Source organism: Mycobacterium sp. ST-F2, from assembly GCF_001905655.1.
GTDB lineage: Bacteria > Actinomycetota > Actinomycetes > Mycobacteriales > Mycobacteriaceae > Mycobacterium.
In genome coordinates this window covers 14,822-29,034 of the sequence record NZ_JMHT01000052.1, presented here as the reverse complement: position 1 = coordinate 29,034, position 14,213 = coordinate 14,822, and the positions used below count along the sequence as shown (strand labels likewise).

At 66.2% G+C, this 14,213-nt stretch carries 16 protein-coding genes; 13 read left to right on the top strand and 3 right to left on the bottom strand.

Translation table 11 applies throughout. The features are described from left to right. Nucleotides 1–72 precede the first annotated feature (72 nt). From recO to EB75_RS18580, 4 genes are read left to right on the top strand one after another with little or no spacing between them, the layout of a single operon-like run. Nucleotides 73–951 carry a DNA repair protein RecO gene (recO, locus tag EB75_RS18595; protein ID WP_073696805.1) on the top strand — a complete coding sequence of 293 codons (879 nt, stop codon included), beginning with the start codon at nucleotides 73–75 and terminating at the stop codon, nucleotides 949–951. Continuing rightward, on the top strand, nucleotides 896–1,780 hold the full coding sequence (locus tag EB75_RS18590; protein ID WP_073696804.1) for a decaprenyl diphosphate synthase: 885 nt from the start codon (nucleotides 896–898) through the stop codon (nucleotides 1,778–1,780). The genes recO and EB75_RS18590 overlap by 56 nt, the downstream gene beginning before the upstream one ends. Continuing rightward, entirely contained in the window at nucleotides 1,780–2,193 is a 414-nt protein-coding gene (locus EB75_RS18585; RefSeq protein ID WP_073696803.1) for a hypothetical protein, read from the top strand. The genes EB75_RS18590 and EB75_RS18585 overlap by 1 nt, the downstream gene beginning before the upstream one ends. A gap of 7 nt (nucleotides 2,194–2,200) precedes the next feature. After that, nucleotides 2,201–2,590: an NUDIX hydrolase gene (locus EB75_RS18580; RefSeq protein WP_073696802.1), complete on the top strand. Its 390-nt coding sequence runs from the start codon at nucleotides 2,201–2,203 to the stop codon at nucleotides 2,588–2,590. Here EB75_RS18580 and EB75_RS18575 read toward each other — a convergent pair. Both EB75_RS18575 and EB75_RS18570 read right to left on the bottom strand, forming a co-directional pair. Then, nucleotides 2,583–2,990, bottom strand: a complete 408-nt coding sequence (locus EB75_RS18575; RefSeq protein WP_073696801.1) for a Fur family transcriptional regulator — start codon at nucleotides 2,988–2,990, stop codon at nucleotides 2,583–2,585. The two genes, EB75_RS18580 and EB75_RS18575, sit on opposite strands and share 8 nt — an antisense overlap. Then, complete coding sequence (locus EB75_RS18570) at nucleotides 2,987–3,343, bottom strand: ArsR/SmtB family transcription factor (RefSeq protein WP_073696800.1); 357 nt, start codon at nucleotides 3,341–3,343, stop codon at nucleotides 2,987–2,989. The genes EB75_RS18575 and EB75_RS18570 overlap by 4 nt, the downstream gene beginning before the upstream one ends. Before the next feature lie 99 nt (nucleotides 3,344–3,442). Here EB75_RS18570 and EB75_RS18565 point away from each other — a divergent pair, with 99 nt between their 5' ends. From EB75_RS18565 to EB75_RS18540, 6 genes are all read left to right on the top strand, one after another. Continuing rightward, complete coding sequence (locus tag EB75_RS18565; protein ID WP_073696799.1) at nucleotides 3,443–4,102, top strand: SIMPL domain-containing protein; 660 nt, start codon at nucleotides 3,443–3,445, stop codon at nucleotides 4,100–4,102. A 56-nt stretch (nucleotides 4,103–4,158) separates the two neighbouring features. Next, on the top strand, nucleotides 4,159–5,544 hold the full coding sequence (locus EB75_RS18560; protein ID WP_073696798.1) for a glycine--tRNA ligase: 1,386 nt from the start codon (nucleotides 4,159–4,161) through the stop codon (nucleotides 5,542–5,544). A gap of 190 nt (nucleotides 5,545–5,734) precedes the next feature. Continuing rightward, a complete protein-coding gene (locus tag EB75_RS18555; RefSeq protein WP_142239692.1) occupies nucleotides 5,735–6,352 on the top strand; it encodes a phosphoribosyltransferase family protein in 618 nt (205 codons plus the stop codon). After that, nucleotides 6,349–7,158 carry an inositol monophosphatase family protein gene (locus EB75_RS18550; RefSeq protein WP_142239691.1) on the top strand — a complete coding sequence of 270 codons (810 nt, stop codon included), beginning with the start codon at nucleotides 6,349–6,351 and terminating at the stop codon, nucleotides 7,156–7,158. Before EB75_RS18555 ends, EB75_RS18550 begins: the two co-directional genes overlap by 4 nt. A 409-nt stretch (nucleotides 7,159–7,567) precedes the next feature. Beyond that, nucleotides 7,568–8,113: an EspA/EspE family type VII secretion system effector gene (locus EB75_RS18545; RefSeq protein WP_073696795.1), complete on the top strand. Its 546-nt coding sequence runs from the start codon at nucleotides 7,568–7,570 to the stop codon at nucleotides 8,111–8,113. A gap of 86 nt (nucleotides 8,114–8,199) precedes the next feature. Next, nucleotides 8,200–8,550 carry a hypothetical protein gene (locus EB75_RS18540; protein ID WP_286150244.1) on the top strand — a complete coding sequence of 117 codons (351 nt, stop codon included), beginning with the start codon at nucleotides 8,200–8,202 and terminating at the stop codon, nucleotides 8,548–8,550. A 19-nt stretch (nucleotides 8,551–8,569) separates the two neighbouring features. Here the strand turns inward: EB75_RS18540 and EB75_RS18535 are convergent, their stop codons facing one another. Then, nucleotides 8,570–10,528, bottom strand: a complete 1,959-nt coding sequence (locus EB75_RS18535) for a TPM domain-containing protein (protein WP_073696793.1) — start codon at nucleotides 10,526–10,528, stop codon at nucleotides 8,570–8,572. A gap of 78 nt (nucleotides 10,529–10,606) precedes the next feature. Here EB75_RS18535 and EB75_RS18530 point away from each other — a divergent pair, with 78 nt between their 5' ends. The 3 genes from EB75_RS18530 (at nucleotide 10,607) to EB75_RS18520 (ending at nucleotide 14,148) form a co-directional block, all read left to right on the top strand. After that, nucleotides 10,607–11,872, top strand: a complete 1,266-nt coding sequence (locus tag EB75_RS18530) for a deoxyguanosinetriphosphate triphosphohydrolase (RefSeq protein WP_073696792.1) — start codon at nucleotides 10,607–10,609, stop codon at nucleotides 11,870–11,872. Between the two features lie 25 nt (nucleotides 11,873–11,897). Continuing rightward, nucleotides 11,898–13,787 carry a DNA primase gene (gene dnaG, locus EB75_RS18525; protein WP_073696791.1) on the top strand — a complete coding sequence of 630 codons (1,890 nt, stop codon included), beginning with the start codon at nucleotides 11,898–11,900 and terminating at the stop codon, nucleotides 13,785–13,787. Nucleotides 13,788–13,866: 79 nt separating this feature from the next. Next, nucleotides 13,867–14,148, top strand: coding sequence for a DUF7155 family protein (locus EB75_RS18520; protein ID WP_073696790.1), 282 nt, complete (start codon nucleotides 13,867–13,869; stop codon nucleotides 14,146–14,148). Nucleotides 14,149–14,213: the final 65 nt, after the last annotated feature.

Genomic DNA, 14,213 nt, shown 5'->3' with positions numbered 1-14,213 from the left:
CCGAGGATAGATCGGCCGACTCCCCGGCGCCGCCTAACCAAAGTTGTCGGTCCGCGATGGGACAATCTCCCGATGCGGTTGTACCGGGATCGAGCGGTCGTGCTGCGCCAGCACAAGCTCGGCGAGGCCGACCGGATCGTGACGCTGCTCACCCGCGACCACGGGCTGGTCCGTGCGGTGGCCAAGGGCGTACGCCGGACCCGCAGCAAGTTCGGCTCCCGGCTGGAGCCGTTCGCCCACATCGACGTGCAGCTGCACCCAGGCCGCAACCTCGACATCGTCACCCAGGTGGTGTCCATCGACGCGTTCGCCGCCGACATCGTCAACGACTACGGCCGCTACACCTGCGGTTGCGCCATCCTGGAGACCGCCGAGCGGCTGGCCGGTGAGGAACGCAACCCGATGCCGGCGCTGCAACGGCTCACCGTCGGCGCGCTGCGAGCCGTCGCGGACAGCAGCCGCCCCCGGGAACTGGTGCTCGACGCCTATCTGCTGCGCGCCATGGGGATCGCCGGCTGGGCGCCCGCCATCACCGAATGCGCCCGCTGCGCCGCGCCCGGTCCGCACCGCGCGTTCCACGTCGCGGCCGGCGGCAGCGTGTGCGTGCACTGCCGGCCGTCGGGCTCTGTCACCCCACCGCAGGGTGTGCTGGATCTGATGGCCGCCCTGCACGACGGTGACTGGGAGTTTGCGCAGGCCTCACCGACCGGGCACCGTAGCCAGGCCAGCGGGCTGGTGGCCGCGCACCTGCAGTGGCATCTGGAGCGCAAGCTGCGGACATTGCCGCTCGTGGAGCGCGGCGATGAGCGCATGCGCGAAGAGCAGACAGCCCGAGTCAGACCCGATACCGCACTCGCCCCACAGCCAGTAACCCTCCTCAGGCAGGATATTGCCCATGGCACTCAACCGGGCGCGCAAGACCAGCTATCCGCAGCTGCAGCAGGCGCCTGACGACTATCCCGTTTTCCCGGACGTCTCGACCTGGCCGGTGGTCTTTCCGGAGCTGCCGCCGAACTCCAATGGCCGCTTCGCTCGGCCGCCCCAGCACCCCTCCAAGGCCGTGGCCCCGCACATCCCCGCCGATCAGGTGCCCAACCACGTCGCCGTCGTCATGGACGGCAACGGCCGGTGGGCCACCCAGCGCGGGCTCGGGCGCACCGAGGGCCACAAGATGGGCGAGGCGGTGCTGATCGACATCACCTGCGGAGCCATCGAACTGGGCATCAAGCACCTGTCGGTGTACGCGTTCTCCACCGAGAACTGGAAGCGCAGCACCGAAGAGGTGCGCTTCCTGATGGGCTTCAACCGCGAGGTGGTGCGCCGGCGCCGGGAGAACCTGAACGCGATGGGCGTCAACATGCGGTGGGTCGGCTCCCGGCCGCGCATGTGGAGCAGCGTCATCAAGGAGTTCGACATCGCCGAGCAGATGACCATCGGCAACGACGTCATCACCGTCAACTACTGCGTGAACTACGGCGGCCGCACCGAGATCGTCGAAGCGGCGCGTCAACTCGCCGAAGAGGCCGCCGCGGGCAAGATCAACCCGGCCCGTATCTCGGAGGCGTCGGTGGCCAAGCACCTGCACCGCCCCGACATACCTGATGTCGACCTGTTCATCCGCACCTCGGGTGAGCAGCGCGCCAGCAACTTCATGCTGTGGCAGGCGGCGTACGCCGAGTACGTCTTCCAGGACAAGCTGTGGCCGGACTACGACCGCCGCGACCTGTGGGCCGCCTGCGAGGAGTACGTCAATCGGAACCGAAGGTTCGGGAGGGCCTGATGTCGGACTTGTTGCAGCGGTTGTCATCAGTGCTCGCCGATGCGGTGACCATCGTCGAAGAGACCGCCGGCGCCCTGACCGTGGCGCACGACGGGACGGTGGCCTCGCTGCGGGTGGTCAACATCGGCGAAGGCCTGGAGCTGATCTCGCTGACCCAACCGTTGGCGTGGGACATCAAGCTGGACAACAAGCTTCGTGATCGGGTTGCCGATCACGCGGGACGCACCATGCTCGGCTCGGTGGTGCTGGTCGAACGCGCCGGCGATCCGCGGAGCAACGGCGCCAAGAAGGTCGGCGACGTGATGCTGCGCTACAACTTCCCGGCCGCCGGCCTCAGTGACGACGCGTTGTCCACACTGGTCATGCTGGTGCTGTCGACCGGCGTCGACGTGCGGGCCGACCTGGCGTCGTGACGCCGACGTGACCGTCATCCGGATCGTCGCCGCAGTGGTGGTCGACGAGCGCGGGCGGCTGCTGGTGGTCCGCAAACGCGGGACGACGGCGTTCATGCAACCCGGCGGCAAGCTCGAGCCGGGGGAGTCACCGGTCGACGCACTGGCCCGTGAGGTCCGGGAGGAACTCGGGGTCGGCATCACCGACGTGCGGGAGCTGGGTCATCACACCGCGATTGCGGCCAACGAACCCGGGCACAGCGTCGCGGCCGACCTGTTCTCAGTGACGCTCGACGGCATGCCGCAGATTGCCGCCGAGATCGAAGAGATGGCCTGGATCGACCCGCATGCGCCCGGTGACATCGCGTTGGCGCCCCTGACCCGCGACACCGTGCTGGAGTGGGCGCGCGTCAGCTGACCGGACCGGACGCGGTGCAGGCCGCGCACACCCCGAAGATCTCGATGGTGTGGCTGACGTCGGAAAAGCCATGTGCCGCAGCGGTTTCGGTGGCCCAGGCCTCGACTTCGGTGCCGGCCACCTCGACCGTTGCGCCGCATTGGCGGCACACCAGGTGGTGGTGATGGTGGGCCTGTGAGCAACGCCGGTAGAGCGCCTCGCCGTTGTCGTTGCGCAGGCTGTCGACCTGTCCGGCTGCGGCCATGGATTGCAGGGTGCGGTAGACGGTCGTCAGGCCGATGCCTTCGCCGCGGCGGCGTAGTTCGTCGTGCAGCTCCTGCGCCGACCGGAACTCGTCGACGTTCGTCAGCAGCGCGGCGATCGCGGTGCGCTGCTTGGTGGAGCGAGTGGGCGCCGTCACGACCGGTCCTCCTCGACGTGCGCGACGGCATCGACGACGATGTGCGCGAGGTGATGGTCGACCAGGCCGTACATCACCTCGCGGCCGGCGCGCTCACCGGCGACGACGCCGGCTGACTTGAGGATGCGCAGGTGCTGGCTGACCAACGGCTGTGTCACGCCCAGGGCATCGACCAGCTCGTGCACGCAGCGCTTCGATTCGCGCAGCTGCAGCACGATCGCGATGCGGATGGGGGCGGCCAGGGCGCGCAGGAGGTCGCCGGCGGCGTCGAGCGTCTCCCGCGGTGGGGACGACGGGAACGGCGCACCGCTGTGCTGGTGGTCGAGCTCGTCATGCGTAGTGGTGGGTGGCACCCCGGTACTCCCGGCTATTGGAAACTATTTTCATTTAGCTTTCCATGCACGCAATCGCATGTCAAAGAATCCGTCGGTGCCCGCGGATACGGTCGTGGCATGAGTGAGCTGGAAGTCGTGGTCCGCGGGCATGCCCGCCGCAAGTACGCCGCCGAGCGGGCGACCGTCGCAGTGGCGGCCAGCCTGGACGACGCGGAGCGCACCGACGTCTACCGGCGTGCCGTCGCACTGCAGGACCGGCTGACCACCGACCTGCGGGGCCTGCAGGACGGGGGTGCGGTCAACAAGTGGACCAGCGACCAGGTCCGGGTGTTCAGCTACCGGCCGTACTCGAAGAACGGCCGGGCCCAGCTGCGATTCCGGGTCGACATCAGAGTGGAAGCGGAATTCGATGACTTCGAACAGCTTTCGACGTTCCTCGATCGATGGGCCGTCGAGGACGGACTCGAGATCGGCCGCATCGACTGGGACGTCACCGAAGAGAACCGGGAGTCCTATGAAGCCGAACTTCGGCAGGAAGCCGTGCGCAATGCCGCAGTCAAGGCACGGGCTTTTGCCGAGGCCGCAGGACGCGGTGAGGTGACGGCGGTGCAGTTGGCGGACCCGGGCATGTTGCAGGCACCAGCCGAGTACAGCGCCTCGCGCGCCATGCCCCTGGCGGCTCCGGCCGCGATGGCCGGCGGCGGGCCCACCCTGGACCTGACTCCCGACGACATCACGATCAGTGCCGCGGTGGACGCCAAGTTCGTCGCGGAATAGCCCCCACTAGTCTGGACGGGTTGCATCCGACCTGACTCGAGGAGTGCTCGAACATCGTGGCGTCCATCATCGACACCGTTGCCAACCTGGCCAAACGCCGGGGCCTCGTCTTCCAGTCGGGAGAAATCTACGGCGGTACCAAGTCGGCATGGGACTACGGGCCACTGGGCGTCGAGCTCAAGGAGAACATCAAGCGGCAGTGGTGGAAGTCCGTCGTGACCTCCCGCGACGACGTCGTCGGCCTGGACAGCGCGATCATCCTGCCGCGCCAGGTGTGGGTGGCCTCGGGCCACGTCGCGGTGTTCAACGACCCGCTGGTCGAGTGCCTGAACTGCCACAAGCGGCACCGGCAGGACCACATGCAGGAGGCTTACGCCCTGAAGAAGGGTCTCGACGACCCCGACGCCGTGCCGATGGACGAGATCGTCTGCCCGGACTGTGGCACCAAGGGGCAGTGGACCGAACCGCGTGACTTCAACATGATGCTCAAGACCTACCTCGGCCCCATCGAGTCCGAAGAAGGCATGCACTACCTGCGCCCGGAGACCGCGCAAGGCATCTTCGTGAACTTCGCCAACGTCGTGACCACCGCGCGCAAGAAGCCGCCGTTCGGCATCGGCCAGATCGGCAAGAGCTTCCGCAACGAGATCACGCCGGGCAACTTCATCTTCCGCACCCGCGAGTTCGAGCAGATGGAGATGGAGTTCTTCGTCGAGCCCTCGACCGCGCCGGAGTGGCACAAGTACTGGATCGACACGCGGCTGCAGTGGTACATCGACCTCGGCATCAACCCCGAGAACCTGCGGCTGTACGAACACCCGCTGGAGAAGCTGTCGCACTACAGCGCGGGCACCACCGACATCGAGTACAAGTTCGGCTTCGCCGGCAACCCGTGGGGCGAGCTCGAGGGCATCGCCAACCGCACCAACTTCGACCTCAGCACGCACGGTGAGCACTCGGGCGTCGACCTGTCGTTCTACGACCAGGGCACCGACACCCGCTACGTGCCGTACGTCATCGAGCCGGCAGCCGGCCTGACCCGGTCCCTGATGGCGTTCCTGGTCGACTCGTACCACGAGGACGAGGCGCCCAACGCCAAGGGCGGCGTCGACAAGCGCACCGTGCTCAAGCTCGATCCGCGCCTGGCGCCGGTCAAGGCCGCGGTGCTGCCGCTCTCGCGCAATGCCGACCTGTCGCCGAAGGCCCGCGACCTGGCCGCCGAGCTGCGGAAGAACTGGAACGTCGAGTTCGACGACGCCGGTGCCATCGGCCGCCGCTACCGTCGCCAGGACGAGATCGGCACGCCGTACTGCATCACGGTCGACTTCGACTCGCTCGAGGACCACGCCGTGACCATCCGCGAGCGTGACGCCATGACCCAGGAGCGCGTCGCCATCGACGCCGTCAGCGACTACCTCGCGGTGCGCCTCAAGGGCTGCTGAGTTCTTCCGACGATAGTCGTGCGCATTTGTGTAGAAAAGTGGATCGGCCACGACGCGATAGCAACGGTCTTTGTCGGCGGTTGGCTCGGCCGGTACAACCTTTTGCGGCTTTAATCATGCGAAGTTCGATGGTGATATTGCCTGTGTCCAAAACGCCAGATACACGTCGTTGAACGATTAGGCTGTGCTGATGGATCTTTTTGGTGTTGGCGGCTTCGCATTTGGTGCGGTCGGTGTAGTGGTTGGCATAGCCGGCGTGGTCTTAACCGTCCACTACGCCCGTAGATCGGAAGCGTTCAATAAACTTCGCAAACGTCTTGAATGGGCCGACCTTCTTGCGGCTTCGAACGATCTAGGAAAGCGATTGAAGTCGGCTGGCTTCCAGCCGGATATAATTGTTACCCCAGGTCTGCGTGGTGCTACATTTTCAAACCTGTTGATTTCCGAATTTAACAAAGAGCCGATCGTGTATGTGGGAATCAGTACATGGAAAGATGGACAAGCTGTCAGGCCAGAGAATGACGCAGATATTTCTATTAATACAAAAAAATGGAGCGTCAGTATTCCGGGTGCTGTTAAGGATATCACCACGGGAAATATACTGATTGTCGATGACTTCGTGATGTCTGGCGACTTTCTCGACAGCTTGATCGAAGCCCTTCTCCGGCTCGATGTAAAACCCGACCGTATCCGTTCGGCCGCAATTGCTGCGACAAAGGTGGCCGTGAAAAATCATAAGGCGCCGGATTATTACTGGTGGTTGGCGGAGGATGACGACTTCTATTTTCCGTGGGGCAAGGCACGATGACGGCATCGGTGGGCGATTCGCTGCTTGATGATGTCATGGCGATTGTCGTCGACGTGGGCCGTTCTCTGGCGGAGTTTCGTAGCTCGGCGTCAGGTGTTAGAACCAAAGGGTCGATTGGTGATCTCGTCACTGACCTCGATGAGAGCGTTGAACTCACGCTCGGTCGGCAGTTGCGTCCACTCGTGGTTGGCTCGGATGTGTTGGGTGAGGAACATCGTGGGGAAGGTATCAGCCATGGCCATCTGTGGGTCATTGACCCGATCGATGGAACGACCAATTTGGTTCACGGGGTTAACCACTCTGCGGTAAGTGTTGCACTCGTTCGCGATCGCGTGGTCTGGCTGGGCGTTGTACTCAATCCGTTTAGTGGTGATTTGTTTTACGCGACTAGAAATAATGGTGCGTATCGACGGTCTTTTGGCCAGCCGGACGTTCCGTTAAGTGTTTCAAGAATCGACAGCCTGAAATCAAGTCTTCTCAGTTTTGGATTGCCTTACGATCGCCGACGATCCCATAAAATTTTCGATGCCGCCCGAATAATGTTCTCACATTGTCAGGATTTGCGTAGGTCTGGATCGGCGGCATTGGATCTGGTTTCGGTGGCGCAGGGTAAATTTGAAGGTCACTTCGAGTTGGACCTTCGATTTTGGGATGTAGCCGCCGCGGGCCTTATCTTGGTCGAGTCCGGGGGGCTGATATCGGATTGGTCTGGTAGAGAGCTAAATTGGGGTAACGGCGATGCAAAACAAGACTTCGTCGCCTCAAACAAACTAGTGCACGAGCAATTGTTAAATGGGTTGCGTTAGAAACACGAGTTGGATTTGTGACGCTCGTTCCGGCTACGCGGAATCGATGGGTATTGCGCCGTAGCTTGCGACTGGGTGATTTTGGGGCTGACTTGTCCGAGCGATTCTCCAAAATTGAGCCGTGACGGGCACCGTTCGTGCAATTGTGCCCCGGGGTCTGAGTGAAGTCTGGCCGAAAATAGGTTTCGACACGGATCTCCGCTCTACCACGACGCGAGCGTTCGAATGGATACCTCCCCTCGCGTCACCGAACTTGGTGGCGGGTGCGGGTGCGTGCCGTCGGCGAGCTGTGACCCGGGCTTTTGCTCAGCGTTTCACGTCTTGTGGGTGAGAAATTGCCGCCGGGAACCGACCGCATGCGCGAATAGGCTTGTGAGTCAAAGGAGTCAAGGGGATCAGAGGGGGCGGCGTGGGAGTACTCGGCGCATTTCTGTCGACGTGGGACGACGCGCGTGCGACGTTCGGGTCCGGGACGCCGGTCGGCGGTTCGGACTTCGACATGAGCGGCCAGTTCCACGAATTGCGCGACACCGTCCTGTCGGCGGCGCCCGGCGGGGAATGGACGGGCACCGGGGCCGAGGTATACGACGATCGCAATCGCGCTCATGCCGCGACCATCGGCAGGCTCGCGGAACTCGACCGGCGTCTCGGCGCCGAGGTCGAACGGTCAGCGGCTGTGGTGACAGCCGGCCGGCGCGACCTCGAGTCGGTCAAACAGTGGGTGGTCGATGCGGCCGCCACCGTGCCGCCCACCGCGGCGGGTGATCGTGCGCTGCTTCCCGTGGTGGCGAAGGGCACCGCCGAGATCGCCGACATCATCAACCGGTCGAATGCGGACATGGACGCCATCGCGGCGCGCATCCGCGACATCGGTGCGGACTATGACGACATCACCGGGCGCGACGGACGTGGTCCCGCCGATCCGAACGACCAACAGGCCGGGGTGCCCCGGTAATGCGATTCCTGGTTGCCTTGGCCACAGCGTTCCTGACGGTATGTGCGTTCTCCGCATGTTCGACCGAGAAAAGAGGAGGCCAGAAGGTGTCTGCCGAGACGGCCGCGGCGTTCGGCGATGTGACGCTGCCGCAGGGCGCGCAGGTTCTGGCCACCGACACGGATTCGGGCCGCGACACCAGCTACCGCCTGGCCTTGCGGATGACCGGCAGTCAGCTGCGCGAGTTCCTGGCCCAGTTCCCGGCGCAGCCACGTCCGTCCGAGGTTCCGAAAACCATTACCGTGCTTGCCGGACCGTCACTGGCCACCGCGCCCGCACAGCTGTTCCTGCAGGACAAGGTGACCACCAAGGACCACAAGCTGGTCAACCGCGAGATCGTCGTCGACGAACGCGGGCCCGACGAGGTGTACGTCCACCTGTCGCTGTACACCACCTGAGCCTGGGCCCGGCCGTCGACTAGAACCGGCCACCACCACCGGAGAAGCCGCCGCCCGAGCCGCCGAAAGTCGTTGAGCTCCAACCACCGCCGTGGCTGCTTCCACCGCCGCCGCCGCGGATCATGCCCGACAGCACGCCGCCGATGATGATGCCGCCGATGTCCGCGGCGGTACTCGAACCGCCGCTGGTGTAGGCCTGGCGCGCGGCCTGAACGTCATTGTCGGCCAACGACTGGGCCTGGGACGCGAGAGCATCGGCGGCGTTGGCCTGTTCGATGGCCGCTGGCAGGTCGGTGGCTTGCACCGACTGTGCGGCTTCCAGACGGCGCTGCGCCTCGGCCAGCCGGGTGCGGGCTTCGGGACCGACGCTGCCGCGGCGGGTGTCGATGAAATCCGAGACGCCGCGCACCCGGGACTGCGCCGTCAGCAGTGCCTGCCCGAACGACTGCCGCAGCCGGTTCAGGGCAGCGGTTTCCTCGGAGATGGTCGCGAGCAGCTTGTCCAGCTGCGAGTCGGCGGCGGTCAGTTGCGTGAAGGCGCTCAACGGGTCGGCCGCACCCGTGGCCTGGGCATTCGAAACCGCTTGTGCCGCAGCGGTACGCGCGGCCGTCAGCTCGGTGTAGTGCGCGCCGGGCGCGATCGCCTCCGCGGCCGTGATGCCGTTCTGGATGTCGGAGATCGCGGCGGGCAGGGCGCTGATCGCGTGGGTGATGTCGGTCGCGGCACTGTCGACCGAGTCCAGCAGGCGTTGTGCCTGGCCCAGTGCCGCCTCGGCGGCATGGATGGCGTTGACCAGTGCGGCCTGGCTGTCGCCGGGCTTGCTGACCAAACCGCGTGCCGCGGTGATGTTCTGGTCGGCGAACGCCAGCCGCTCTTTGGCGGCGCCGACATTGCCGGCCACCGATGCCAGGGCGGCGTCGGCGAACTGGCCGTGCAACCCGGTCAAGGTCTGCTGCGCGGGTTCGATGCGGGCCGTCAGGCCGACCATCTGCTGCGTCAGGGCATCGAGCCGCGTCGGGGCGTTGATCACCAGGTCGCGCAGCTGATGAAACGCCGCACGCCGGTCCTCGAGTTCCTTGTCCGCGCGGGCTGCCGCGACGACCACCTGGGTCAAAAGTTCCCGGCGTTGTTGCAGGGTCTCGGGCGCCGCGTCGTCGAGTCGCTGGCGCACGCTGAACGCCTGTGCCATGGCGCTTTTCGCGTTCTGCACCGCGGCGGTGAACGGCGCGGTGTCCCGCTCGCCGAATTCGCCGACGGCCAGCGCCAGCTCGTTGTCACTGGTGCGTACCGCGTTGTCGACCTCGACGAGGATCGATCTGGACAGGTCTTCCAGCGTTTCCGGTGACATTTTCGCGAGGACGGCCGGATCGGTGGCGTCAGCCTGCTGAGCGGCATTCAGGTCGGCCTGTCGACGTCCGCGACGTCGGCGCCGGGCCCACCAGATGAGTCCGGCCAGCGCGACGCCGATCACCGCCAGCACGGTCACCAGCCCGACCCAGTGGAAGGAGCCGCCGGATGATGACCGGGCCCGCAACCCGTCTGCGGCGACGATGGCTGCCTGTGCCCAATCTCCGTTGTGCAGAGCCGGTTCGATTGCATTCCGGCGCAGGGAGTCGACGGCCGCAGCGCTCGCCGACGCGGAGCCGGCCAGGAAGGCGTACGCCCGGTCCTCGGTGGCCACCGCGAGCAGCGCGTCGTTCGAACCGAGGCTGCTGGCGCGGATCGTGGCCTGCGCCCAGGGTTCGGGTTCTTGGCCGAACGTATCGACGTAGACGACCCACAACCGCACGTGCCGGTCCGCATAGAGCTTGTCGATGGCTTGCGTGACGTGGTTCATGTCCTGGCCGCTGAGTGCATGTGCACCGTCGACGATCTGGCTGGGTAGTCGGAATGGCGGTCTGCCCGCCGCAGTCGGGGCCAGGAGGACCCCGACCGTCAACACCGCGACGATCAGACTGATCAGGCGAGCCAGGCGCATGCCCGTCAATCTAATGAAGGCGCATCTACCTTGAGGGTGTCTGGCCGATCGGCGCGGCCGAGCTGGCAGACTTCGGCCGTGGGCATTAGCGAGGGTTACAGCGACTTCGACCGGCAGCGGCTGGTCGAGGAGGGCTCCAAGAGCGCCACACTGCCCGGCACCGATGCCGGACACCGCACGGATTTCGCGCGCGACCGGGCCCGCGTGCTGCACAGCGCCGCGCTGCGCCGGCTGGCCGACAAGACCCAGGTGGTCGGGCCGCGGCAGGGGGAGACCCCGCGGACCCGGCTCACCCATTCGCTCGAAGTGGCCCAGATCGGGCGCCATATGGCCGTCGGGCTGGGCTGCGATCCCGACCTGGTCGACCTCGCGGGTCTGGCCCACGACATCGGCCACCCGCCCTACGGCCACAACGGCGAACGCGCGCTCGACGAGATCGCCAAGCCGTTCGGCGGATTCGAGGGCAACGCCCAGAATTTCCGGATTCTGACGCGGCTCGAACCGAAAATCCTTGATGCAGAGGGGCGTTCGGCCGGGTTGAACCTGACCCGGGCGGCGCTGGACGCGGTGATCAAGTACCCGTGGTTCCGCGAAGACCGCGTCAAGTTCGGTTTCTACGACGACGACGCGGCCGCCGCGGCGTGGGTGCGTGAGGGGGCACCGGCCGAGCGCCTGTGTTTGGAGGCCCAGGTCATGGACTGGGCCGACGACGTCGCGTACTCCGTGCACGATGTCGAGGACGGCATCATCTCCGGCCGCATCGACCTGCGGGTCCTGGCCGACGCCGATGCCGCCGACGCCCTGGCCCAGCTGGGCGCCCGGTCGCATCCGACGGTGACACACGACGACATGCTCGCTGCCGCGCAGCGGTTGTCGCAGCTGCCCGTCGTCACCGCCGTCGGCAAGTACGACGGCTCTGTCGCGACGTCGGTGGCGCTCAAGCGCCTCACCAGTGAGCTGGTGGGCCGGTTCGCCAACGCCGCGGTCACCGAGACCAAAGCACAGGCGGGCCGCGCGACGATGCGTCGCTTCGACGCCGAGCTCGCGGTGCCGACCCTGGTCCGGGCCGAGGTGGCGGTGCTGAAGATGCTGGCGCTGCAGTTCATCATGTCCGACCACCAGCACCTGCAGATTCAGGCCGACCAGCGCACCATGGTCCGCGAGGTCGCGCTGTCGCTGTGGGGCCAGGCCCCGGCGAGCCTCGACCCGCAGTTCGCGGCCGAGTTCGCCCTCGCCGACGACGACGGCGCCCGGCTGCGGGTGGTCGTCGACCAGATCGCGTCCTACACCGAGACCCGGCTGGAACGCGTGCACGAGGCTCGCTCGCCGCGGCCGCTGGACTGAATCCCGCGCCGCCTACACTGGGCGCGTGGCCGGCCGGATTCCTGATCGAGATATCGCGGCCATTCGTGAACGCACCCGCATCGAGGACATCGTCGGTGAGCACGTGCAGCTGCGCCGCGCAGGGGCCGACTCGCTGAAAGGCCTGTGCCCGTTCCACGACGAGAAGTCGCCGTCGTTCCATGTGCGGCCCAACCACGGGCTGTTCCACTGCTTCGGCTGCGCCGAGGGCGGCGACGTCTACGCGTTCGTGCAGAAGATCGAGCACGTCACCTTCGTCGAGGCCGTCGAACTGCTCGCCGACCGGCTGAACTACACCATCAACTACGAGGGGTCGTCCACCACCAACGTGCAGCGGGACAAGGGCAGCCGCAGCCGCCTGCTCGCCGCCAACGCCGCCGCGCAGGAGTTCTACGCCGAGGCGTTGCAGTCGGCCGAGGCCGCCGCCGCCCGGCAGTACCTGATGGACCGGAATTTCGACGCCGACGCGGCCAAGCGCTTCGGCTGCGGATTCGCGCCGTCAGGCTGGGACACCCTGACAAAACACTTGCTGCGCAAGGGATTCACCTTCAAGGAGCTCGAGGCCGCCGGGTTGTCCCGGGAGGGCCGCCGCGGTCCGATGGACCGGTTCCACCGCCGGCTGCTCTGGCCCATCCGGGGGGCGACGGGTGAGGTGATCGGGTTCGGTGCCCGCCGCCTGTTCGACGACGATCAGATGGAAGCCAAGTACGTCAACACGCCGGAAACGGTGCTGTACAAGAAATCCCACGTGCTGTTCGGCCTCGATCTGGCCAAGCGCGACATCGCCAAGGGCCACCAGGCCGTCGTCGTCGAGGGCTACACCGACGTCATGGCCATGCACCTCGCTGGTGTGACCACCGCGGTCGCGTCGTGCGGCACCGCGTTCGGTGACGAGCACCTGTCGATGCTGCGCCGACTGATGATGGACGACAACTTCTTTCGCGGCGAGCTGATCTACGTGTTCGACGGCGATGCCGCCGGACGCGCCGCCGCGGTGAAAGCCTTTGAGGGCGAACAGAATCTGACCGGTCAGTCGTTCGTTGCGGTGGCTTCCGACGGCATGGATCCGTGCGATCTGCGCCTCAAGGCCGGCGACGGCGCGCTGCGGGACCTGGTGGCACGCCGAACCCCGTTGTTCGAGTTCGTGATTCGCACCGCGCTTGAAGAGCATGACCTGGACAGCGCCGAGGGCCGGGTTGCGGCGCTGCGGCGGTGTGTGCCGCTGGCGGCCCGGATCAAAGACCCCACCTTGCGTGACGAGTACGCCCGTCAGCTCGCCGGCTGGGTCGGTTGGGACGATGTGGCGCAGGTGATCGCGCGGGTTCGCGAGACGGCCAAGTCGGGTCCGTCGACGTCGAAGCGCGACGTCCGGCGCCCGGCGGCGCCGTCGGCCCCGGCCGCGACAGTGGGACGGCCGAACCCGAAGGATCCGACGCTGTGGCCGCAACGGGAAGCGCTCAAGTCGGCGCTGCAGTACCCCGCGATGGCCGGCCCGGTGTTCGACGGGCTGCCGGTCGACAGCTTCACACACCCCGGATATGCCGCGGTCCGGCAGGCGATCACCACTGCCGGCGGTACGGCGGCCGGACTGGGCGGCGCGGAATGGATCGAGGCGGTCCGGGAGGCCGGACCGACGGCGGCGAGCCTGGTCAACGAGCTATCGGTCGAGGCATTCCAGGTTGAAGAGGACAAGCTGCCGCGGTACATCGCGAGCGTGCTCGCGCGGCTGCAGGAAGTCTGGGTGGGCCGGGAGATCGCCGAACTGAAGTCGAAACTGCAGCGCATGTCGCCGGTCGAGGAAAGCGATGCGTACCACGCGCTGTTCGGTGATCTCGTTGCCATGGAGCAGTACCGGCGCAGCCTGCTGCAGCAGGCCAGCGGCGACGACGTGAGCTGAGCCTTTTGTCAGCTGTAACGCGCGGAACGACCGTGCGCGATATGGTGAGGCAGAACCGACCGTAGGGGAGAGTCTCACCATGACCATTCGAGCAACCCGGCTCTTCGCCGCAGCAGCGCTCGTGGCCACCGCAGTGGCTGCTCCTGTCATCGTCGCGTTGAGCAGCGCCCCGTCCTCGCAGACCACGGCTGACGGCGCCTGCCTCGCCTGGTTCGGCAACAAGGAAGACGGCTACTGCATGGGCCGGTCCAACGGCCAGCCCGTGAACGTGGGCACGCCGTTCGGCGTGTGGGGCCCCAGCGCCGGCGTCAGCTCCGGCCCGTTGTTGCCCGGCCAGAGCTGGAACCAGCCGCTCGGCTGAGGCTTCTCGAACCGATAACCACCCGATCAACAGTCGGGTTCTTTCCGCGCGCCTATAGGTGCACG